The 21,936-nt window shown below is 72.9% G+C and carries 21 protein-coding genes and 4 tRNA genes; 16 read left to right on the top strand and 9 right to left on the bottom strand.

Annotation, left to right across the window (positions count from 1 at the left end):
• Window positions 1-7 precede the first annotated feature (7 nt).
• Both FE251_RS14250 and FE251_RS14245 read right to left on the bottom strand, forming a co-directional pair.
• Window positions 8-298: a DUF3618 domain-containing protein gene (locus FE251_RS14250; protein ID WP_139070970.1), complete on the bottom strand. Its 291-nt coding sequence runs from the start codon at window positions 296-298 to the stop codon at window positions 8-10.
• Window positions 295-765 carry a phage holin family protein gene (locus FE251_RS14245; RefSeq protein ID WP_230976445.1) on the bottom strand — a complete coding sequence of 157 codons (471 nt, stop codon included), beginning with the start codon at window positions 763-765 and terminating at the stop codon, window positions 295-297. Before FE251_RS14245 ends, FE251_RS14250 begins: the two co-directional genes overlap by 4 nt.
• A 299-nt stretch (window positions 766-1,064) precedes the next feature.
• On the opposite strand from FE251_RS14245, the gene FE251_RS14240 reads away from it, so the two are divergent.
• Window positions 1,065-6,194, top strand: a complete 5,130-nt coding sequence (locus tag FE251_RS14240; RefSeq protein ID WP_139949100.1) for an ExeM/NucH family extracellular endonuclease — start codon at window positions 1,065-1,067, stop codon at window positions 6,192-6,194.
• Window positions 6,195-6,326: 132 nt separating this feature from the next.
• Here the strand turns inward: FE251_RS14240 and FE251_RS14235 are convergent.
• The 3 genes from FE251_RS14235 to FE251_RS14225 form a co-directional block, all read right to left on the bottom strand.
• Window positions 6,327-6,399, bottom strand: a tRNA-Phe gene (locus FE251_RS14235).
• Window positions 6,400-6,444: 45 nt separating this feature from the next.
• Window positions 6,445-6,518: transfer RNA gene (locus tag FE251_RS14230), tRNA-Asp, on the bottom strand.
• 52 nt (window positions 6,519-6,570) lie between these two features.
• A tRNA-Glu gene (locus FE251_RS14225) sits at window positions 6,571-6,643 on the bottom strand.
• Between the two features lie 134 nt (window positions 6,644-6,777).
• Between FE251_RS14225 and FE251_RS14220 the strand changes: the two genes are divergently transcribed.
• The 4 genes from FE251_RS14220 (at window position 6,778) to FE251_RS15590 (ending at window position 9,010) form a co-directional block, all read left to right on the top strand.
• Window positions 6,778-7,137 (top strand): metallopeptidase family protein, encoded by a 360-nt coding sequence (locus FE251_RS14220; RefSeq protein WP_139949099.1) that lies wholly within the window; start codon window positions 6,778-6,780, stop codon window positions 7,135-7,137.
• Window position 7,138: 1 nt separating this feature from the next.
• Window positions 7,139-8,047 carry a cation diffusion facilitator family transporter gene (locus FE251_RS14215; protein WP_139949098.1) on the top strand — a complete coding sequence of 303 codons (909 nt, stop codon included), beginning with the start codon at window positions 7,139-7,141 and terminating at the stop codon, window positions 8,045-8,047.
• Window positions 8,048-8,195: 148 nt separating this feature from the next.
• On the top strand, window positions 8,196-8,441 hold the full coding sequence (locus FE251_RS14210; protein WP_139949097.1) for a helix-turn-helix transcriptional regulator: 246 nt from the start codon (window positions 8,196-8,198) through the stop codon (window positions 8,439-8,441).
• Complete coding sequence (locus FE251_RS15590) at window positions 8,438-9,010, top strand: hypothetical protein (RefSeq protein ID WP_168202750.1); 573 nt, start codon at window positions 8,438-8,440, stop codon at window positions 9,008-9,010. The genes FE251_RS14210 and FE251_RS15590 overlap by 4 nt, the downstream gene beginning before the upstream one ends.
• Here the strand turns inward: FE251_RS15590 and surE are convergent, their stop codons facing one another.
• Both surE and FE251_RS14195 read right to left on the bottom strand, forming a co-directional pair.
• Entirely contained in the window at window positions 9,011-9,862 is an 852-nt protein-coding gene (gene surE / locus FE251_RS14200; protein ID WP_139949096.1) for a 5'/3'-nucleotidase SurE, read from the bottom strand.
• A gap of 2 nt (window positions 9,863-9,864) precedes the next feature.
• Window positions 9,865-10,851, bottom strand: a complete 987-nt coding sequence (locus FE251_RS14195; RefSeq protein ID WP_139949095.1) for a 1-phosphofructokinase family hexose kinase — start codon at window positions 10,849-10,851, stop codon at window positions 9,865-9,867.
• A gap of 58 nt (window positions 10,852-10,909) precedes the next feature.
• Between FE251_RS14195 and FE251_RS14190 the strand changes: the two genes are divergently transcribed.
• The 5 genes from FE251_RS14190 (at window position 10,910) to FE251_RS14170 (ending at window position 14,774) form a co-directional block, all read left to right on the top strand.
• Entirely contained in the window at window positions 10,910-11,443 is a 534-nt protein-coding gene (locus FE251_RS14190) for a GNAT family N-acetyltransferase (protein ID WP_168202749.1), read from the top strand.
• A gap of 23 nt (window positions 11,444-11,466) precedes the next feature.
• Entirely contained in the window at window positions 11,467-11,895 is a 429-nt protein-coding gene (msrB, locus tag FE251_RS14185) for a peptide-methionine (R)-S-oxide reductase MsrB (RefSeq protein ID WP_139071984.1), read from the top strand.
• A gap of 10 nt (window positions 11,896-11,905) precedes the next feature.
• Entirely contained in the window at window positions 11,906-12,670 is a 765-nt protein-coding gene (locus FE251_RS14180; protein ID WP_139949094.1) for an endonuclease/exonuclease/phosphatase family protein, read from the top strand.
• A gap of 92 nt (window positions 12,671-12,762) precedes the next feature.
• On the top strand, window positions 12,763-13,029 hold the full coding sequence (locus tag FE251_RS14175) for a GlsB/YeaQ/YmgE family stress response membrane protein (protein ID WP_139949093.1): 267 nt from the start codon (window positions 12,763-12,765) through the stop codon (window positions 13,027-13,029).
• A 251-nt stretch (window positions 13,030-13,280) separates the two neighbouring features.
• The gene (locus FE251_RS14170) at window positions 13,281-14,774 is read left to right on the top strand and encodes a DEAD/DEAH box helicase (protein WP_139949092.1); all 1,494 of its coding nucleotides are present in this window, start codon (window positions 13,281-13,283) and stop codon (window positions 14,772-14,774) included.
• A gap of 155 nt (window positions 14,775-14,929) precedes the next feature.
• Here FE251_RS14170 and FE251_RS15585 read toward each other — a convergent pair whose 3' ends face one another.
• Both FE251_RS15585 and FE251_RS14165 read right to left on the bottom strand, forming a co-directional pair.
• Window positions 14,930-15,082 (bottom strand): hypothetical protein, encoded by a 153-nt coding sequence (locus tag FE251_RS15585; RefSeq protein ID WP_168202748.1) that lies wholly within the window; start codon window positions 15,080-15,082, stop codon window positions 14,930-14,932.
• A 476-nt stretch (window positions 15,083-15,558) separates the two neighbouring features.
• Window positions 15,559-15,631: transfer RNA gene (locus FE251_RS14165), tRNA-Lys, on the bottom strand.
• Between the two features lie 162 nt (window positions 15,632-15,793).
• Here FE251_RS14165 and FE251_RS14160 point away from each other — a divergent pair.
• From FE251_RS14160 to FE251_RS14135, 6 genes are all read left to right on the top strand, one after another.
• Window positions 15,794-16,072, top strand: coding sequence for a hypothetical protein (locus tag FE251_RS14160; RefSeq protein ID WP_139073337.1), 279 nt, complete (start codon window positions 15,794-15,796; stop codon window positions 16,070-16,072).
• A gap of 109 nt (window positions 16,073-16,181) precedes the next feature.
• A complete protein-coding gene (locus tag FE251_RS14155) occupies window positions 16,182-16,835 on the top strand; it encodes a hypothetical protein (RefSeq protein WP_139073338.1) in 654 nt (217 codons plus the stop codon).
• 190 nt (window positions 16,836-17,025) lie between these two features.
• Window positions 17,026-17,649, top strand: coding sequence for a hypothetical protein (locus FE251_RS14150; RefSeq protein ID WP_330998295.1), 624 nt, complete (start codon window positions 17,026-17,028; stop codon window positions 17,647-17,649).
• On the top strand, window positions 17,649-18,515 hold the full coding sequence (mshD, locus tag FE251_RS14145) for a mycothiol synthase (protein ID WP_139949091.1): 867 nt from the start codon (window positions 17,649-17,651) through the stop codon (window positions 18,513-18,515). Before FE251_RS14150 ends, mshD begins: the two co-directional genes overlap by 1 nt.
• A gap of 18 nt (window positions 18,516-18,533) precedes the next feature.
• Window positions 18,534-20,855 (top strand): RNA degradosome polyphosphate kinase, encoded by a 2,322-nt coding sequence (locus FE251_RS14140; protein ID WP_139949090.1) that lies wholly within the window; start codon window positions 18,534-18,536, stop codon window positions 20,853-20,855.
• Window positions 20,852-21,841, top strand: coding sequence for an NUDIX hydrolase (locus FE251_RS14135; RefSeq protein WP_139073341.1), 990 nt, complete (start codon window positions 20,852-20,854; stop codon window positions 21,839-21,841). The genes FE251_RS14140 and FE251_RS14135 overlap by 4 nt, the downstream gene beginning before the upstream one ends.
• Window positions 21,842-21,936 lie beyond the last annotated feature (95 nt).

Raw genomic sequence — 21,936 nt, 5'->3', positions numbered from 1 at the left:
TCGCGGGTCAGGACCTGCGGGCGGCGAGGGCGATGACTGCCGCGACGGCGGCCGCCCCTGCGCCGAGGATCCCGATGACCTTGGGGTCGCCCGCCTTCACGCGGTCGAGGACCGAGCCTGCCTTGGCGGTGACGTCGTCGACCGCGTTCTTCGCGGCGGAGGAGATGTTCTCCTTCGCCTCCTTCAGCTGTACGCGGGGGTCGAGCATGGTGCTCAGCTCGTCCACCGAGGAGGCGAGCTCCTCGCGGGTGCGGACGAGGTCCGCCTCGATCTGCTCGGGAGTGCGCTTCTCGCTCATGACTGGATCCCCTTCTTCACCGCGTCCACGTCGGCCTTGAGGTTGGCCTTGGTCTCCTCGGCCGACGGTGCCTGGCCCTCCTGGACCTTCTTCTTCCCGATGAGGGCGGCGACCGCGGCGATGATGAGCAGGACGACCCCGACGATGAGGGCCGAGAGCCAGGCGGGCAGGGCGACGGCCAGCCCGAGCACGGCGGCCGTGATGAGCACGCCGAGGGCGTAGAGGGCGAGGAGCCCGGCGACGGCGAAGAAGCCGGCGCCGACGCCGACGTGCTTCGCCTTGTCGGCCAGCTTGACCTGGATGAGCTCGATCTCCCCGCGCAGGATGCGGGAGAACTGCTCGGACACCCGGGCGACGAGCTCGCCCATCGTGGGGCGTGCCGCGGCCGGGCCGGAGCGGGGTGCCCCCGCCGGCGTGCTGAAGCCCTCTGGAGGCCGCCCGGAGTCGTGCGGTGCCTGGGTACTCACGCGATCCTCTTCTCCGCGCCGAAGCGCCTCTCGTGGTCTCGTGCACGCCCATGATCGCGGTCAACCGCGCGGGGTGCACGTCGTTCCGCGATTCTGCCGCCCGGCGGCCAGGTTGCCGCCAGGTGACGACGAGATGAACGGGTCGCGTCTCGTTCTGTGAGACTTTGACGCGCACATGACATGTGCCACATGATGAGCGGACCTTCCCCTCCACCGTGCGCTCGCAGCCGCGCGCACCTTCACTCCCGGACACAGCCGGAGAAGGAGAAACCGTGAGTCGAGTCCCCCGTAGGTCCGCCATGCGTAGCAGAGGGGGTGTCGCCGCGGTCGGGATCGCCTCCCTCGTCCTCTCCCCGCTCCTCGCCGTGGCTCCCGCCGCCGCCGCACCCGACGGGTCCGCCGTCGTCATCAACGAGGTGTACGCCCGTGGTGGCAGCGCGAACCAGCCGTACCTCAACAAGTTCGTCGAGCTGTACAACCCGACGGAGGAGGCGGTCCCGCTCGACGGCATGACCCTGCAGTACCGCTCCGCCACCGGGGTAGCGGCGACGACCTCGGTCGTCCCGCTCTCGGGCACGATCGCCCCGGGCGGCTACTACCTCGTCGAGGGTGCCTCGAACGGCACGACCGGTCAGGCGCTGCCCAGCCCGGACGTGCGCTCGACGATGAACCCGCAAGGGTCGAACGGCGTCGTCGTCCTCGTGGACGGCACCGCCCCGGTGACGCTCCCGCAGGGCCCCGTCGCGACCGGTGACCTCGACGGCGCGATCCTCGACCTCGTCGGTACCGGCACCGCGACGACGTTCGAGACGGCGCCGGCCGCGAACCAGGGTGGCAACTCCGACCCGCTGTCGTGGCAGCGGGCCGAGGGCGCCGACACGGACGACAACTCCGCAGACTTCACGATGGCGGCACCGACGCCGCGCAACGCCGCGGGCACCGAGGCCCCGGCCCCCGAGCCCGAGCCCGAGCCGACCGACCCGCCCGAGATGCGGACGATCGCCGAGATCCAGGGTGCCGGTGACACGACGCCGCTCGCCGGCCAGGTCGTCGCCACCCGTGGCGTCGTCACCGGTGTCTACCCCACGGGCGGCTTCAACGGCGCCTTCATCCAGACCCCGGGGACCGGCGCGGACCTCGAGGGGCACACCGCCTCCCACGGGATCTTCGTCTTCGGCGGCGGCACCGCCTTCGCGAACACCGTGAAGGTCGGGGACCACGTCGAGGTCACCGGCGCCGCGAGCGAGTACTTCGGTCTCACCCAGCTCACCGCGCAGACCTTCACCGTGCTCGACGAGGCTGCCGAGCCGGTCGTCCCGGCGGCGATCGAGCTGCCCGCGCTCGCCGAGCGCGAGCCCTTCGAGAGCATGCTCCTCGCCCCGCAGGGGGACTTCACCGTCACCGACAACTACAACACCAACCGTTTCGGCTGGGTGGGCCTGGCCGCCGGCACCGAGCCGCTGCGCCAGCCGACCGACGTCGTCGCGCCCCGCACCACCGAGTACACCGAGCTCGTCGCGGCGAACGCCGACCGTGAGATCCGCCTGGACGACGGCGCGAGCCACGACTGGACGAACTTCTCCTTCGCCGACCACAACACCCCGCTGCCCTACCTGACGACGGACAACCCCGTCCGCGTGGGCGCCCCGGTGGACTTCGAGCGCCCGGTCGTCCTCGACTTCCGGCGCACCGTCGCCAACGAGGACGCCACCTGGAACCTCCAGCCGCAGACGCGCCTGACCGGTGACAACGCGGCGGACGTCCAGCCGATCACCTGGCCCGACACCCGGCCCGCGGCCCCGGCCGAGGTCGGCGGCGACGTCACGCTCGCCACCTTCAACGTGCTCAACTACTTCACCCACCTCGGGGCCGAGGAGCAGCCCGCCTGCCAGGGCTACAACGACCGCGCGGGCAACCCGACGACGGCGCGCAACTGCGACGTCCGCGGCGCCTGGGACGCTGCCGACCTCGCCCGCCAGACCGAGAAGATCGTCGCCGCGGTCAACGCGCTGGACGCCGACGTCGTCGCCCTCCAGGAGATCGAGAACTCCTTCTCCTTCGTCCCGGGCAACGCGCCGGCCGACCGCGACCACGCGCTCGCAGGGCTCGTCGAGGCGCTCAACGCCGTCGCGGGCGACGGCGTGTGGGGCTACGTCGCCTCACCGGCCGCGTTCCCGGCGGAGGAGGACGTCATCCGCAACGCGTTCATCTACCGCACGGCCTCGGTCGAGCCGGTCGGTGACACGACGATCCTCATCGGCAACGACGCGTTCGCCAACGCGCGCCAGCCGATGGCCCAGGAGTTCGCCCTCGTCGGCGAGCCCGACGCCGACACGTTCGTCGTCATCAACAACCACTTCAAGTCCAAGGGCTCGGGCAGCGGCGTCAACGCCGACCAGGGCGACGGCCAGGGGGCGTCCAACGCCGACCGGGTCCGCCAGGCCGAGGCGCTCGCCGCCTTCGCCGACACCGTGGCGGGCGAGGCGCAGACCGACCTCGTCTTCCTCGTCGGCGACTTCAACTCCTACACGATGGAGGACCCGCTCGAGGTCCTCTACGGGCAGGACTACACGAACGTCGCCCAGGAGCTCACGGAGAAGTCGACCTACGCCTTCGGCTCGATGGTCGGCTCCCTCGACCACGTCCTGGCCAGCCCGGCGGCCTTCGAGGCCGTCACCGACGCGGACATCTGGAACATCAACTCCTACGAGTCCATCGCCTTCGAGTACAGCCGGCACAACTACAACGTCACGGACTTCCACGACGCCTCGCCGTACCGCTCGAGCGACCACGACCCGATCCTCGTCGGCATCGACCTCGTCGAGGACCGGCCGACGGTCGACATCAACCTCCTCGCGTTCAACGACTTCCACGGCCGGCTGTTCGCGGACGTGACCGCCGACGGTGTCACGACGAACGACACGCTCGGCTTCGCGGGGACCATCGAGCGGCTGCGCGCCGAGGAGGGTGAGGAGAACACCGTCCTCTTCTCCTCCGGCGACAACATCGGCGCCTCGCTGTTCACCTCCTCCCTCCAGGAGGACCGGCCGACCGTCGAGATCCTCAACGCGCTCGACCTCCTCACCTCGGCCGTGGGCAACCACGAGTTCGACGGCGGGTACGACAACCTCACCGGACAGGTGAGCGACTGGGCGGACTTCTCCCACCTCGGCGCCAACGTCACCTTCGCCGACACCGGCGCGCCCGCCCTGGACGCCTACGAGACGGTCGAGGTCCAGGGCCTCACCGTCGCCGTCATCGGCGCGGTGACCGAGGAGACTCCGACGCTCGTCAGCCCCGGCGGGATCGCCGACCTCGAGTTCGGTGACCCGGTCGAGGCGGTCAACCGCGTCGCGGCCGAGCTCACCGACGGCAACGCCACCAACGGCGAGGCCGACGTCATCGTCGCCGCCTACCACGAGGGCGCGGGCTTCGAGAGCACCTCCACCCTCGAGGAGGAGGTGGCGACCAGCGAGATCTTCGACCGGATCGTCAACGACACGAGCGCGAAGGTCGACGCCATCTTCAACGGCCACACCCACAAGGTCTACGCCTGGGACGGCCCGGTGCCCGGCGTCGACGGGGAGTCCCGCCCGGTCATCCAGGGTGAGAGCTACGGGGAGTTCGTCTCCCAGGTGGTCCTCACCGTGGACGCCGAGACGGGCGACGTCGTCGACTACGACCACCGCAACGTCCCCGCGTCCACCGCGCCGGTGGCAGAGCTCGTGGCGGCCTACCCGCGTGTCGCGGAGGTCAAGACCATCCTCGACGCCGCGCTCGCGGTGGCCGACGAGAAGGGCCGCGAGGTCGTGGGCTCGGTGACCGCCGACATCACGACGGCGTACACCGCCGCCGGTGCACGCGACGACCGCGCGGCGGAGTCCACGCTGGGCAACCTCGTGGCCGACGCCCTGCGCGAGACGCTGAGCGAGGACCACCGCGGCGGCGCCCAGATCGGCGTCGTCAACCCCGGCGGCCTGCGGGCCGAGCTGCTCTACACGTCCACCGGGGCCGAGGCGGACGGTGAGGTCACGTTCGCGGAGGCCAACGCCGTCCTGCCGTTCCTCAACGACCTGTGGACGGTGACGCTCTCCGGCGAGCAGGTCAAGCAGATGCTCGAGCAGCAGTGGCAGCCGGACGGCTCCTCGCGGTCCTTCCTCCACCTCGGGCTGTCGGACAACGTGTCCTACACGATGGACCCGGCGGCGCCGCGCGGTGAGCGGATCACCTCGGTGACGGTCGACGGCGAGCCGCTCGACCTCGAGGCGGACTACCGCATCGGGACGTTCTCCTTCCTCGCGCAGGGCGGTGACAACTTCTCCGTCTTCAAGGGCGCCACCGACGTCCAGCAGACCGGCCTCATCGACCGCGACGCGTGGATCGGCTACCTCCGGGAGGCCTCGCCCCTGTCGCCGGACTTCGCCCGCCGGGCGACGGTCATCGACCCGCTGCCCTCGCAGCTGGAGCCCGGCCAGGCCGTCTCCTTCGAGGTGTCCCGCCTCGACCTCACCTCCAAGGGCAGCCCGGCCAACACCGAGCTGACCGTCTCCCTCGTGGGAGCCGGCGGACAGCGCACCGCCCTGGGGACCGCGGCCGTCACCGACGGCGCGGCGACGGTGGTCTTCACCGTCCCGGCAGGCTTCGCCGGGCAGTACTCGCTCGAGCTGGTCGCCGCTCCCAGCGGGACCACCATCCAGGTGCCGGTGACCGTCACGATGCCGCAGCCGCAGCCGCAGCCCCAGCCGCAGTACGGCTTCTTCCTCACCAACGGCTGGGAGGGCGGGTCGGCCGACCACGCCTTCGTCTACGGCCGCTGGACGGACGAGGTGCTCATCGGCGACTGGGACGGCGACGGCCGTGACTCCATCACGGTCCGCCGCGGTGCGACCTTCCACGTGAACAACCGGCCCGCCGGTGGCCCGGCGCAGTCCGTGTTCACCTACGGCCGCCCCGGGGACGTCGTCCTCGTCGGCGACTGGGACGGTGACGGCACCGACACCCTGGCCGTGCGTCGCGGGAACGTCTACCACGTGAAGAACTCCCTCACCGGTGGCAAGGCCGACGTCGAGCTCGTCTACGGACGGCCCGGCGACGACGTCCTCGTCGGCGACTGGGACGGCAACGGCACCGACACCTTCGCGGTGCGCCGGGGCGCGGAGTACCACGTGAAGGACTCCCTCACCGGCGGCAAGGCCGACACCGTGCTCGTCTACGGGCGGGCGACCGACGAGGTCTACGCCGGCGACTGGGACGGCGACGGCGAGGACACCCTCGCCGTGCGTCGAGGGATCGTCTTCCACGTGAAGAACTCCCTCACCGGTGGCCCGGCGGACACCGTCATGGCCTACGGACGCCTCGGTGACGAGGTCTACGTGGGCGACTGGGACGGTGACGGCGAGGACACCATCGGTCTGCGCCGCACCCCGTAGGACCCGCACGACGGACGGAGCCCCGCAGCGACTGCTGCGGGGCTCCTCCCGTCCGTGGCCCGGAGTGCTCGCCGCCCCAGGACCCGGCAACGACGAAGCCCCCGGAGGTGACCCTCCGGGGGCTTTCGACGGTGGCTCCGACCGGCGTCGATCCGGTGACCTTTCGATTTTCAGTCGAACGCTCTACCAACTGAGCTACAGAGCCTGGATTGCGAAGGCCCGGCCAGCGATCTGACCGGGCCTTCCGCAGCGACCCCGACGGGACTTGAACCCGCGACCTCCGCCGTGACAGGGCGGCGCGCTAACCAACTGCGCTACGGGGCCTCGAGTGGTGAGGCTGTCGTGCTGTGCTGCTGTACTTCAGTTGTGTGGTTCGTACCCCCAACGGGATTCGAACCCGTGCTACCGCCGTGAAAGGGCGGGGTCCTAGGCCGCTAGACGATGGGGGCCCGGTAAGGACGCCCGTGACGCCGAGGCGCCCCAAGACCTCCATAAGCATAGGGGGAGAAGTGCTCGCTGAGCAAAACGCGTGAGTGTGGTCTGCGGCACGTCCGCGGTGCGGGCGATGGGCGATGATGGGGGCATGGTCGAGATGTCCCGGGCGGAGTTCGAGGAGGCCGTGAGCGACGGGCTGGACCTCGTGCCCCCGGAGCTCACCGCCCAGATGGACAACGTCGTCGTCCTCGTCGAGGACGAGCCGCCTGCGGACGCCGGCGACCCCGACCTCCTCGGCCTGTACGAGGGGACCCCGCTCACCGAGCGCGACTCGTGGTGGGCCGCCGGCTCCCTGCCGGACCGGATCACCATCTTCCGCGGCCCCACGCTGCGCATGTGCGAGAGCGTCGAGGAGGTCGTCGAGGAGGTCGCGGTCACCGTGGTCCACGAGATCGCCCACCACTTCGGCATCGACGACGAGCGGCTCCACGAGCTCGGCTGGGCCTGAGATGTCCCACGGTCACCACCACACCGCGGCGGCCGCCCACCGGTCCCGGCTGCTCGCGGCGTTCGCCGTCACCGCGGGCGTCATGGTCGCCGAGGCGGTCGGCGGCTGGCTCTCCGGCTCCCTCGCGCTCCTCGCCGACGCCGGCCACATGCTCTCCGACACGGCGGCGCTCGGTCTCGCCCTCGCCGCCACCTGGCTCGCCTCCCGGCCCGCCCGCGGCCGATGGACCTTCGGCTGGCAGCGTGCCGAGATCCTCGCCGCGCTCGTCAACGGCGCCATCCTCCTCGTCGTCGGTGTCGTCGTCATCGTCGAGGGCGTGGGCCGCCTGGGCGCGGAGCGGGAGGTCGACCCGACCCTCATGCTCGTCATCGGCGCCGTCGGCCTGGTGGCCAACCTCCTGTCGCTGTGGCTGCTCAGCGGTGGGCGCGAGGAGAGCCTCAACGTCCGCGGCGCCTATCTCGAGGTGTTCGGCGACCTCCTCGGCTCCGTCGCCGTCATCGTCTCCGCCGTCGTCATCGTGCTCACCGGCTGGACGCCGATCGACGCGCTCGCCTCGATCGGCATCGGGCTGTTCATCATCCCCAGGGCCACGCTGCTCCTGCGCGACGTCGCCCGGGTGCTGCTCGAGGGGGCCCCGGAGGACATGTCCCTCACGACGGTGCGCGAGCACATGTGCGAGGTCGAGGGCGTCGTCACCGTCCACGACCTGCACGCGTGGACCATCACCTCCGGCGTCCCCGTCGTCTCGGCCCACGTCGTCGTGGAGGACGACGTGCTCGACCCGGCGCGCTTCTGCGTCGTCCTCGACGCGCTCCAGCACTGCCTCGAGGGGCACTTCGACGTCGAGCACTCCACGCTCCAGCTCGAGCCGCGCGGCCACAAGGACACCGAGCGGCGCCTGCACGACTGATTCCCCTCTGGGACGCCCTTCTGCGGGTGGCGGGGCGGTTGTCGTGGGTGTCCGCGGGCGCCAGGGGGCGTCCCAGAGGTGGGGAGGGGTGGGGGTGGGTGTCAAGGAGGGTTGACATTGGATGTCAGGGATCCTTAACATCAGATCCATGGTTCCCCGCAGCGCCGCCGTGAGCGGCACGGACAACCCCGTCCGGCTCCGCCGCCGCGAGCTGCGGCTGACGCAGGCCGAGCTGGCCGCGACGGTCGGCGTGAGCCGGCAGACGGTCATCGCCGTCGAGCAGGGGGACTACGCGCCGTCGGTCTACCTCGCGCTGCGGATCGCCCGCGCGCTCGGGGCGACGGTGGAGCAGCTGTTCATCGAGCCCGACGACGGAGAAGAGGCAGGACGATGACACGCAGGAGCAACGGACGGGTCGACCGCGCGCTGGACCGCGTGATGGCCCTCGACAGTCCCGTCTACGGCGACGAGCGCGAGCGTGCCGTCTTCATGGAGTCGGCGACCTTCGGGATGACCGTCGGGATGGTCGCCAGCCTCGTGGCCGCCGTCGTCGCCGCGGTGCTCGGCACGCTCGCCCTGCCCGCCGTGCTCCTCGTCGCCGCCGCGGTCCCCAGCTGGGGCACGATGTTCTACGCCAAGCGGCGCGGCGTCGACGTCAACGAGCTCGTCGGCCGGGTCTCCCTGCGCGAGCGGGCGGGGACCGTCGTCCTCGTCTTCGGCGCGGTCACGCTCACGGTCGCCGCGATGGCCTGGACCGTCTTCACCGGCCACGGGCTCATCGAGCTGCCCACTCCCGACGTCGTCGGGCCGGACGCGGACAACGTCTGGGCGAGCATGCTGCGCGGAGGGGTCATCGGCGGCCTCGTTGGTGCGCTCGTCGGGCTCGTCGCCGCCGTCATCGGCTCCCGCCGGAGCAAGGCGACGCAGGAGGAGGACGTCGAGGAGGACGTCGAGGAGGACTAGTCAGTCCGCCTCGATCTCACCCGAAGGGCGGTCGTCACCCGAGCTCATGACCGTGCCGGAGCTGACGTCCACCGTGGGCCGCTCGTCGCCGTCGCCCTCGAAGCTCGGCAGCTCGGTCTCCCCGGGGTCGTCGTGCGGCGAGGTGAGCAGGGACGCGGTGGCCCAGCCGCGGAGGAGCAGGTCGTGGTCCGAGCCCGGCTCCTCCTCCGCGTCGACGCCCGAGTAGGTGAGCTGGACGTACCCGTGGCCCTTCTCCCGGACCCGCGCCTGCACGGCGCCGAAGCTCGCGAGGTAGGCCGGGCGCAGGCCCCGGAGCTGGTCCACCGGGATGTCCGGGACGTTGACGTTGAGGACGCGCTCCTCGTCGTCGGGCCGGGACAGCAGCCAGGCGAAGGCGTGCTCGGCGACGAGCCGAGCGGTGGCCCAGTGCTGCGGCTCCGGTGAGGCGATGGACACGGCGAGCGCCGGGATGCCCTGGGTGGCCGCCGACAGCGCCGCACCGACGGTCCCGGAGTGGAGGGTCGCCCGGCCGGTGTTCGCGCCGAGGTTGACCCCGGACAGCACGTAGTCCGGCCGCGGGCCGAAGGCGCCGTAGGCGGCGACGAAGGAGATGAGCGCGGGCGCCGCCTTCACCCCGAGCGAGGCGACCTCGGGAGGCAGACCGGGGGGCCGCTCGTCGACGAGCGCGAGCCGGCCGCCCACCTCCTGCGCGGTGAGGGAGGCGCTCGCCCCGGAGTACTGCCGGTGCGGGGCCGCGACGAGCACCTCGGCGCCCGCCGCGAGCGCGACCTCCGCGAGCACGACGAGCCCCGGGGAGGCGATGCCGTCGTCGTTCGTGATGAGGACGCGCATGTTCACCCCCCGCCCGGGACGTCCGCCGCGGTCTCGACGACGTCCTCGATGCCGATCCGGCCGGCGAAGCGCTCGATCTGCTCCCGGCGACCCGTGCCCAGCCCGCGGCGGGTGACGTTGAGGGCGCCGGCCGCGGCGCCCAGCCGGGCGGCATCGGCGACGCTCGCGCCGCGGCCCAGGGCCACCGCCACGCCCGCCGTCATCGAGTCGCCCGCACCCTGGTGGTCCAGCGGCGTGACGACCGGACCGACGAGGAGGCGGGAGGAGTCCGCCGTGACGAGCAGCGTCGGTTCACCCGCCCGCGAGATGAGCATCGCCTCGACGCCCTGGGCCACCAGCCGGCGGCCCGCGCGCTGGAGCTCCTCCACCGAGTCGTCCGCGGCGAGGCCGGCGTCTCGCAGCTCCTCGTGGCTCATCTTGAGCACGGTGGGGCCCTCGGCCGCCGCGGCCTTCGCCGCCTCCCCGGAGAGGTCCGCGACGATCAGCTTGTCGACGCTGCGCACGTCGCGCACGAGCCGGGCGAGGAACCGCGGCGGCAGCACCCGGTCCGGCTCGGCGCCGGCGAGGATGAGGACGTCCGCCTCGAGCGCCTCGACGAGGACGGTGCCGTACAGGTCGTCGAGCTCGTGGCGGGTGAGCTGCGGCGGCACCATGTGCGCCAGGGACTGGCGGTGCCCGCCGCGCCGGTCGTGGACGTAGGCGCCGTTGCCCGCGTTGTACGGGACGCCGCGGACGTTGAGGTGCTCCTCGGCGAGCATGTGGAGGAGGACGGCGCCCGCCTCCCCGCCGAACGGGCCACAGACGGTGACCTCGGCGCCCAGCGAGCTGGCCATCCGGGCGATCCACAGCCCCTGCCCGCCGGGGTGGAGGTGGATGTCGGCGTTCTGCGGGTAGCCGTCGTCCTGGCCCGGCTCGATCTCGACCATGAGCAGCGGCGTGGGCGTGAGCACGCAGAGCTTGGGCCGGTGCGTGCCGGTCTGCTGCTCCATGCCGACGAGCGTAGGACCGGGGAGGACAAGGCGCAGGACAACGGTGCACACTGTGGCGATGGACGGAGCGGCTCGGCGCCACGACTCGTCAGCGGCGCCCCCGGTGCGCATCCTCGAGGGGCAGGCGGGCAGCGATGCCGCGGCCCTCGCGGTGCGCGCCTACCTCGACGAGCTCACCGACCGCCTGCAGACCCACACCGACCCCGCGCTCGGCATCCCCGGCGACCCCGCCGAGGTCACCCCGCCGCAGGGCGACTTCATGCTCGTGAGCGAGGTCGGCAGCGGGGAGGTCGTCGGGTTCGGTGCGGTCCACGTGCTCGAGCCGGGGGTCGTGGAGATCAGGCGCATGTGGCTGCGGCCGGACGTCCGCGGCCGGGGCCTGGGCAAGTTCCTCCTCGAGCGGCTGGAGAACCGGGCGCGCTCCCTGGGGGCGCGGCGTGTGCTCCTCGGCGTCAACGAGTCCCTCGTCGAGGCGTGCGGGCTCTACGTGAGCGCCGGGTACGAGCCCGTCGACCGTTTCGAGGACAACCCGTACGTCACCCACCACTTCGGCAAGCAGCTCGTTCACGACCGGCCGAGCGGACTGACGTGACTACCGGCGGGGTCAGGCGCAAGATGGAGCCCATGAGTACCGACAACCAGCGCGTGGCGTTCACCGTGGCGCTGAGCGATGAGGAGTGGCGCGAGCGCCTCTCCCCGAAGGAGTACCACGTCCTGCGCGAGGCGGGGACCGAGCGGCCGGGCACCGGTGAGCTGCTCCACGAGGACAGGGAGGGCGTCTACCGCTGCCGCGGCTGCGGCGCCGAGCTCTTCCGCTCGACGGCGAAGTTCGACGCCCACTGCGGGTGGCCGAGCTTCTACTCCCCGGCCGAGTCCGACGCGGTCACCCTCCTCGAGGACCGCTCCCTCGGCATGGTCCGCACCGAGGTCCGCTGCGCCCGCTGCGGCTCGCACCTGGGGCACGTCTTCGACGACGCGCCCCAGACCCCCACCGGGGACCGTTACTGCATGAACTCCGTGGCCCTCACGTTCGAGGAGAGCTGAGGTCCGACCCGTGCTGGTCGTGACCTTCAACCTCCAGCACGGTGAGCCGCTCACCGGGGACGCCCGGTCCGCCCAGCGCCTGGCTGCCGCGGTCCGGGACGTCCCCGGTGACGTGCTCGCACTCCAGGAGGTCGACAAGGGGCAGGCCCGCAGCGGCCGCGTCGACCAGACCGCCGTGCTCGCCGAGACGCTCGGGTTCCGCCGGCACCGGTTCGCCGCCGCGTTCGGCGGCTCGGTGCGTGGGCTGCGCCGCCGTCCCGTCCCGGCGCACGTGCCCGGCGGTGCCGGCTACGGGGTGGCCCTCCTCAGCCGCTGGCCGGTGGTCTCGTGGCACGTGCGGCCCCTGCGACCCGGCCCGGTGCGCGTCTCGCGGACCGGCGCCGCGCCCTGGGTGCGGGTGCGGGTCGACGCGCCGCGGGTGCTGCTCGCCGCCGTCGTCCAGGCCCCCGACGGCCCGCTCACGGTGGGGTGCACCCACCTGTCCACCGACCCGCCCACCGCCCGCCGCCAGCTCGCCGAGTCCGTGCGGGCGCTGCGCACCCTGCCCGGCCCCCACCTGCTCCTCGGCGACCTCAACCTCGGCCCCGACGACGCCGCCCGGGCCGCCGGCCTCACCCCGATCGCCCGGGCCGACACCTTCCCCGCCTGGCGACCCTCCCGTCAGCTCGACCACGTCCTCGCCGGTCCCGGGCTCGCGCCGGCCGGTGAGGCGAGCGCTCTCCGGCTCGCGGTCTCGGACCACCGGGCGCTCGCCGTCGACATCGTGCGCACCTGACGCCGTCCCGGATGCGGGCCCTCCCGGGCCGTGCCACCATTCCGGCGACCCACGCGGCGCCGACCCGGGCGCCGGTGAAAGGAAGGAATGCGATGGAGATCATCGGCCTCATCATCTTCGGAGCCGTCATCGGCGCGCTTGCACGGCTGTTCATGAAGGGCGACCAGAATCTCGGCATCCTGTGGACGATCATCCTCGGCGTCGCCGGAGCCCTCGTCGGCTACTGGCTGAGCGGAGTGCTCGGCGTGGAGGACACGGAGGGCATCGACTGGATCCGCTGGGCGATCTCGATCGTCGTCTCGATCCTCTTCATCTCGATCTACCTCGGCATCACGAACAAGGGACGTGCCCGACGCTGACGCGCGAGCACTGACAGACGACGCCGGCCGGTCCGAGGAGGACCGGCCGGCGTCGTCGTGCCGGGGGCCGGGACAGTGCGGCGCGCGTCACTCGGCGGCGCTTGCCCCGCCCCGTTCGGCGAAGTAGGGCATACTGGCGAGGTGGGCACCGCGTATCCGCGAGCCCAGCGTCGTCGAGTTCGATGCAGCGGTCATCGCTGCGGATCCCGTTACGGCGAACTCCGACCGATCTCCGCCCCTGAAAGGCACCCTTGACTTCCTTCGCGTCATTTGACCTGCCCGCGCCCGTCGTCCAGCACCTGAGCGACACCGGCATCACGGCTCCGTTCCCCATCCAGACCGCGACCCTCCCCGACACGCTGAGTGGCCGCGACGTCCTCGGCCGGGGCCGCACGGGCTCGGGCAAGACCCTCGCCTTCGCCCTGCCGCTCGTCACCCGCCTCGCGGGCCGCCGCCGCGTCTCCAAGCGCCCGAGCGGCCTCGTCCTCGTGCCGACTCGCGAGCTCGCCAACCAGGTCAACGCCGTCGTCGAGCCGCTCGCGACGTCGCTCGGCCTGGTGACCACGACGATCTTCGGCGGCGTCAACCAGACCCGCCAGGTCAACGCGCTGCGCTCCGGCGTCGACATCGTCATCGCCTGCCCCGGCCGCCTCGAGGACCTCCTCGGGCAGGGCGTGCTGTCCCTCGAGGACGTCCAGATCACCGTCCTGGACGAGGCGGACCACATGGCCGACCTCGGCTTCCTGCCCGGCGTCAAGCGGATCATGGACCGCACGCCGCGCGTCGGTCAGCGGATGCTCTTCTCCGCGACGCTGGACAACGGCGTCGACGTCCTCGTCAAGCGCTACCTCACCAACCCGCTGCACCACGCGGTGGACAGCGCGGAGTCGCCCGTCGCGGCGATGACCCACCACGTCCTCGCCGTCTCCGGCGCGGACGACAAGAAGGACATCGTCCAGGAGCTCGCCTCCGGGACCGGCCGCCGGGTGCTGTTCACGCGCACCAAGCACCAGGCCAAGCGGCTCGCCAAGCAGCTGACGACGGCCGGTGTGCCCGCCGTCGACCTCCACGGCAACCTCACCCAGCCGGCCCGTGAGCGCAACCTCGCGGCGTTCTCCTCCGGCGCGGTCCGCGTGCTCGTCGCCACCGACATCGCCGCGCGCGGGATCCACGTCGACGACGTCGAGCTCGTCGTCCACGTCGACCCGCCGGCCGAGCACAAGGCCTACCTCCACCGCTCCGGCCGTACGGCCCGCGCGGGCTCCGGCGGCGACGTCGTGACGATCATGCTCCCCGAGCAGACCGGCGACATGCGCACGCTGACCCGCCAGGCGAAGATCTCGGCGAAGCCGGTGAGCGTCCGCCCCGGCGACAAGCTCATCAGCGAGCTCGTCGGCGAGCGCGCGCAGGTCGTCTCCGCGGCGCAGGCCGCAGCGACCGTCCCGAGCGCCCCGCAGCAGCCCCAGCGGGCCGCAGGTGGCGGACAGCGCCGGGGTGGCCGTGGTCGCAGCACCGGCAGCGGTCAGGGCCCGGCGACGTCGGCCTCCGCGCCGCAGCGCACCGCCGGCCGTGGCCGCGCGGGCCAGTCCTCGGGTCGTCCCCAGGGCGGCGCGGGCTCCCGCTCGGTCTACTCCTCCAGCACCGGCCAGGCCCCGGTCGACTCCCGCGGCCAGGCCGGCGGCGCTCGCGCGCAGGGCGGTCGCCGTCCCAGCCGCCGGGCGACGTCCACGGTCCGCAGCGTCTGACCCCACCTCGCACAGACAGCTCCGCCCCCGCGAGTCTCCTCGCGGGGGCGGAACTGTATCTGCGCGAGAGCCGACTTCCGCGCGAGAGCCGACTTCCGCGCGAGAGCGGACTTTCGCGCGAGAGCGGACTTCTACCGGCGCCCGGCTACTCCCGGTCAGCGGGCGGGCGGGCTCTTCCGGCGGTCGCGGACCTTGGTGTACAGCTCCTTGGCCCTGCGCTGGTTCTCCGGCTTCTGCGCCTCGCGCGCAATGACCTGGGCCGCCTTGACTGCGATCCCTCCACGGATTGCCTTGCGCAGGAATCCCATCGTGCCTCCTCGTGTCGACGCCGACGGCGCTCGCCGGTGTGGCGCACGACGGTACGAGTCCCCGCGGGCCCTCGCCACCCGGCGGGGGTCCGCGGCGCGGCTCACGGGGTGATGGCGAGCTCGCCGTCGCCGACCACCCCGGCCCGCACGACGGCATCGACGTCACCGACGGGCGCGTGGGTGGTGACCAACGCGTCGGCCGTCGCCGGCCGGTGCGCGGGACCTACCTCGTCGGCCCGCGGGACACCCCCGACCCGGCCGCCTGGCGCACCGAGATCGGCTGGCCGGTGTTCCGGTCGGCCCACGCCGGGCCCCAGCCGTCCCCGCCACCCCCGCCGAGGTCGCACCTTCCGATCAGCGGTCTGCGGAGATCTCGGCAGGACGCTGATCGAGAGGTGCGACCTCGGGCGCGGGGGCGCGGGCGGCGCACGCGGGGGCGCGAGGACGGGGTGACCGCGGGGCGTCGTCGTGGGCGGTGGGCCCCGTGGGACTCGAACCCACAACCTACGGATTAAAAGTCCGCTGCTCTGCCCATTGAGCTAGAGGCCCGGACCTGCAGGCTACTGCGTCCGGGTGTGCGCCCGCCGCGTCGCGCCCGCGGACGGGGTTTGCCGAGTTGCGGACTCCCCGATCGTTGCTCACCGTAGAGAGTGACGAGGTGCGGCCCGATCCCCACGCGCGGCACCGCCACCAGACCGGGGGAACCACGCCATGCTCCACCTCACCGACAACGCGAAGGCCGCGATCACCGGGATCACCTCCCAGTCCGGCCTGCCCGACACCGGGGGCGTGCGAATCACCCTCACCCCCGACGCGGACCAGGTCGAGCTCAGCCTGTGCCCGGAGCCGGAGAGCAGCGACGAGGTGATCGAGGAGGACGGCGCTCGCGTCTTCGTCGAGGAGGCCGCCTCCCCGCTGCTCGAGGCGCACACCCTCGACGCCTCGACCGGCCCGGACGGCATCGGCTTCGCGCTGCGCAAGGCCAGCTGAGCCGGTCTCCCGCGCGACGCGTGCCTTTGGGCCCACCGCCTGGCCTCCGCCTGCGCAAGAATCGGAGGACACGACGACGCCGGCGTGAGCCGGGGGAGGGGAAGAGCACATGGACGGTCGCGATCGGCCACGCAGGCCCGCCATCCTCGATCCCGCGGAGGCCGAGCTGATCTGGGGCGACTCGGACCCGGCCCTCGCCTCCGAGGCGGCCCACGCCACGGCGAACGCGGTGGTCTTCGGACCGAGCCACCTCGCCGGGGACGAGCCGCTCGCCGAGCGCGTCGGTCGGATCATCGACGCCGAGGGCCTGGACGAGATCGCCGGCCTGTGGTCCCGCAGCCCCGCGAGCACCCTGCCCGGTGCGCTGTGGCGCCTCTACCTCCTGCGCGCCTGGCTCGAGCGCGACCCCGAGACCATCGCGACGCGCTTTCGCGGCGGCACCGAGCACACCACGCCCGTCGAGCTCCGTGAGGACGACGTCGAGAACCCCCGCGACGCCGTCGTGGCGCCCGCGCCCACGGTGCTCGGGGAGCGGCTCTCCCAGCTCTTCTCCGGGACGGACGAGACCGAGCTGGCCGGCCTCCTCGAGGAGGCCGCCGCCTTCCTCCGCGTCCTCGCCGCCGGCACCGGGAGCGACCCGGGCTGGCGGACGCACGACGAGGAGGCGGCCGCGCCGGTGACGGGCCGGACGGGCGCACTTACCGCGACCGCCGCAGAGCTCGACGACGCCGCCGCCCGGGCCCGGGCGGGACGCCTCGACTGAGCCGGCCCCTGGACCGAGCCGGCGCCTGACCGCGGGCGTCGGCGGCCCCGCAGTGCCCTGACGAGCACGAGAACGCCATCGCGCCGCGGGCGGGCGCGCACGTGCCTCCCGGCACAGCACGGCCGGGTGCCATCTCGTAGCATCGAGCGGGTAGTGCACCGACCGTCGCGAGCGCCGGAGAGGAGGAGCCGTGGACCGCAAGCCCCGTCGCCCCGCCATGCTCGACGCGCAGACCGCCGAGCGGATCGTCGGTGACGTCGACCCGGCGCTGCGCTCGCAGGCAGCCCACACGACCGCCGCGGTCCTCGTCCAGCGCGGCCGCGCGGGCTCCGAGGACCCGGCCCTCCTCGCCCGTCTCGTCGCCCTCGTCGACACCGAGGGCCTCGACACCATCGCCGAGCTGTGGGCCCAGAGCCCGCCCACCACCCTCCCCGGGGCGCTGTGGCGGCTCTACCTCATGCGCGAGTGGGTCCGCGCGGACCCCATCACGATCGCCGAGCGCTTCACCCTCGGCCGCCACCGGGCCGAGGTCGCCGGGGTCATCGCCGGCGTCGTCGAACCGCCCGGACCCGCCGACGTCGCCGACCTGGCCGACGCCGTCCTCGCCGGGATCTACGAGGGGGACCTCGACGTCGCGCTCGACCGCGCCGCCGCGTTCTTCCGCGTCGTGGCGACCGGCTCGGCCCTGGACGCCGACTGGGTGAGCGACGACGACCTCGCCGGGGCGCTGACCCGGCGCGCCTCCGCGCTGCTGCGCACCGCCGAGGAGCTCGAGGGTGCCGCCGAGCTGTGGCGCGCGGGACGGCTCGACTAGTGGCGCCCGTCCACGGGACGGGCCTCACCGGCCCCGCCACCCCCGACGCCGTCCTCCGCCTCGCCGCGGAGGTCACCGCCGCCGACGGCGTCGCCCCCCTCAACGAGGAGAGCACCCTCGCCGTGCGCCACGGCTCCGCCGGCCACCGCCACCACTGGCTCGCCGAGGGGGACACCCTCCTCGGCTACGCCGTCGAGGACGGCGTGAGCGGCGAGCTGTGCGTCCACCCCGACCACCGGCGCCGGGGCCTGGGCCGCCGGCTGCTCGACACCGTGCTCGCCGCGGCCCCCGACGTCGCGCTGTGGGCCCACGGCGACCTCCCGGGCGCGCAGGCGCTCGCCCGTTCCGCCCGGCTGCGCGTCACCCGGGAGCTGTGGCAGATGGTCCGCGACCTCGGCCCCGGCGACGCCGAGCCGCCCGCCACGGGCGACGACGCGGAGGTCCGGACCTTCGTCGTCGGGCAGGACGAGGACGCCTGGGTCGCCCTCAACGCCGCCGCGTTCGCCTCCCACCCGGAGCAGGGCCGGATGACGGCCGAGGACCTGCGCCTGCGCGAGCAGGAGGACTGGTTCGACCCGACCCTCCTGTGGCTCGCCCACGAGCCGGGCCGGCCGCAGGCACTGCTCGCCTCCATGTGGGTCAAGCCCGAGGGGCCGGACGCGGAGATCTACGCGCTCGGCGTCGCCCCCCACGCCCAGGGGCGCGGACTCGGCGGGCGGCTCACCGCCGTCGCGCTGGGGGAGATGCGGCGGCGCGGCCTGCGCCGCGCGACCCTCTACGTCGAGGGCGACAACACCCCGGCGATCCGCACGTACCGGCGGGCCGGGTTCGACCGTTCCGCGCTCGACGTCCAGTACGCCCGATGAGGTGGGAGCATATGCCCCATGCCTGACTCCGACGTCTCCACCACGTCCGCCGCGGAGGCCACCGAGGCCACCGAGGGGGAGGTGCGCCACGACGAGCGCAACGGCGCCGATGCCGTCGCCCTGACCGGGACCGCGACCCCGGCGGAGGAGGTCGCCGAGGACGCCGCGGAGCTCGCCGACGGGGCCCGCGTCGACGGGAACCTCGACCCGCTCGACGTCCCGCTGCCCGACGGCCGCTTCGCCGACCGCGAGCTCAGCTGGCTGGCCTTCAACCAGCGGGTCCTCGAGCAGGCGCAGGACACCACCCAGCCGCTGCTCGAGCGCGCCTGGTTCCTGTCGATCTTCGCCTCGAACCTCGACGAGTTCTTCATGGTCCGCGTCGCCGGTCTCAAGCGCCGCATCGCCACCGGCCTCGCCGTCCCGGCGGCCTCCGGCCTCACCCCCCGCCAGGTGCTCGAGGGCATCAGCGTGCGCGCCCACGAGCTCATGGAGGAGCAGGCCCGCACGTTCGCGGAGGACATCCAGCCGGCGCTCGCCGCCGAGGGCATCGACATCCTCCACTGGGACGAGCTGTCGGAGAGCGAGCAGCAGCGGCTGCGCCGCTACTTCCGCAAGCAGATCTTCCCGGTCCTCACCCCGCTCGCGGTCGACCCCGCCCACCCCTTCCCCTACATCTCCGGGCTCTCGCTCAACCTCGCCGTCGTCGTGCGCAACACGGTCTCCGGCAACGAGCACTTCGCCCGGGTCAAGGTGCCGCCGCTGCTGCCGCGGTTCATGGCGGTGGACGCCTCCGGCACGCCGCGCAGGCCGGAGGACACCTCCACCCGCGACTCCGGGCGCACCGCCTTCGTCCCCCTCGAGGAGATCATCGGCGCCCACCTGGACTACCTCTTCCCCGGGATGGACGTCGTCGAGCACCACACCTTCCGGGTCACCCGCAACGAGGACCTCGAGGTCGAGGAGGACGACGCCGAGAACCTCCTCAAGGCGCTGGAGAAGGAGCTCATGCGGCGGCGCTTCGGCCCCGCGGTGCGCCTGGAGCTCGCCCAGGGGATCAGCCCGCACGTGCGCGACCTGCTCGTGCGCGAGCTCGGCGTCGCCGACCACGAGGTCTACGAGCTGCCCTCGCCGCTCGACCTCACCGGTCTCGAGGTCATCCACGGCCTGGACCGCCCCGACCTCAAGTACCCGAAGTTCGTCCCGGTGACGGCGCAGGGCCTGGCCGAGGTGGAGAGCGCCCAGCCTTCCGACATCTTCGCCTCGATCCGCCGCCAGGACGTCCTCCTGCACCACCCCTACGACTCGTTCTCCACCTCGGTGCAGCAGTTCCTCGCCCAGGCGGCCGCCGACCCGCAGGTCCTCGCGATCAAGCAGACCCTCTACCGCACCTCCGGGGACTCCCCGATCGTCGACTCCCTCATCGACGCCGCGGAGGCGGGCAAGCAGGTGCTCGCCATCGTCGAGATCAAGGCCCGGTTCGACGAGCAGGCGAACATCTCCTGGGCGCGCAAGCTCGAGCAGGCCGGCGTCCACGTCGTCTACGGGATCGTCGGGCTCAAGACACACTGCAAGCTCTCCCTCGTCGTGCGCAACGAGAAGGACGGGCTGCGCCGCTACTGCCACGTCGGCACCGGCAACTACCACCCGAAGACGGCACGCGGGTACGAGGACTTCGGCCTCATGACGTGCGACCCCGACGTCGGCCAGGACCTCACCCGCCTGTTCAACCAGCTCTCCGGCTACGCGCCGCGCTCCCGCTTCCGCCGCCTGCTCGTCGCGCCCCGCTCGATCCGCACCGGCCTCGTCGAGCGGATCGAGCGCGAGATCGCGGGGCACCGTGCGGGGCGCGAGGCGTGGATCCGGATCAAGACCAACGCCCTCGTCGACGAGGCGACGATCGACGCGCTGTACCGGGCGAGCCAGGCCGGGGTGCCGGTCGACGTCGTCGTCCGCGGCATCTGCGCGATCCGCGCCGGGATCCCTGGCCTGAGCGAGAACATCCGGGTCCGCTCGATCCTCGGGCGCTTCCTCGAGCACTCGCGCATCTACGCGTTCGCGGGGGACGAGGAGCAGCCGGACGTGTGGATCGGCAGCGCCGACCTCATGCACCGCAACCTCGACCGCCGGGTCGAGGTGCTGGTGAAGATCGTCGAGCCGACCCAGATCTCCTTCCTCGTCGACCTCCTCGCCCGCGCCGTCGCCCCGACGACGTCGACCTGGCACCTGCTGCCCGACGGCACGTGGGAGCGACACCAGTTCGGGCAGGACGGGCGGCCGCTGGAGGACATCCAGCAGCTGCTCATCTCCCGCGCCCGCCGGCGCGTGGCGGCGACGCGATGACCCGCACGGTCCTGGCGGCCGGCACGATCGTCTGGCGGCTGGACGAGCGCAACAGGCTCGAGGTCCTCCTCGTCCACCGTCCGCGGTACGACGACTGGTCCTGGCCCAAGGGCAAGCTCGAGGAGGGGGAGAGCCTCGCCGCGTGCGCCGTCCGGGAGACCGCGGAGGAGACGGGCGTGGCCGTCGTCCTCGGCCAGCCGTTGCCGAAGATCTCCTACAAGCTGGCCGGGGACGCGCGCAAGGAGGTCCACTTCTGGGCCGCGCGCCCCGCCCCGGAGGGCGACCTGTCGGTGCGCGCCCGCCCGCACGTCCCGCCCGCGAGCACCGAGGAGATCGACGAGTCGCGATGGGTCGGGGTCAAGGACGCCGCCAAGCTCCTCACCCACGCCCGGGACCATGAGCCGCTCGGCGCGCTCATCGACCAGTGGAAGGACGAGCGGCTCGACACCTACGCCCTGCTCATCACCCGCCACGCGCGGGCCCGCAAGCGCACGGCGTGGAAGGGCGGGGAGTCCACCCGCCCGCTCACCAGCGTCGGGGAGGCCCAGGCCCGCGGGCTCGTCCCGCTCTTCTCCGCCTACGGGGTGGACCGGGTGCTCTCCAGCCCGTGGCGGCGTTGCGTCGACACCGTGGCCCCCTACGCGGCGGCCATCGGGGTGGAGATCGAGATGCACCCGGAGATCACCGAGGACGCCCACAAGGCCAAGCCGAAGAAGGCACGCCAGCTCATCCGCGAGGAGTCCCGCCAGCGCGCCCCCGGCGTCGCCATCTGCACCCACCGGCCGGTGCTGCCGACGATGATGGACGAGGTCGCGGTCAACACGCCCTACCGGATCATGAAGCAGGTGCCCGAGGCCGACCCGTGGCTCAAGACCTCGGAGATGCTCGTCGTCCACGTCGGACGGCGTCCTGGCCGGGCGGCCGTCGTCGTCGCCCTCGAGAAGCACCGCGCGCCGTCCCACACGGAGGCCCTGGCCGCCACCTGACCCCCGGGCGGGGACCGCGCCGAGACCGGAAAAGAAGAAATCTCCGGTCAGGTGCATCCGCGGAGGGGTGGGCCGACGAATACCTGGTGTCAGAC

Source organism: Georgenia wutianyii (genome assembly GCF_006349365.1).
Lineage (GTDB): Bacteria > Actinomycetota > Actinomycetes > Actinomycetales > Actinomycetaceae > Oceanitalea > Oceanitalea wutianyii.
The sequence above is the reverse complement of the archived record's forward strand: the minus strand, read 5'-3'. Positions and strand labels throughout refer to the sequence as shown.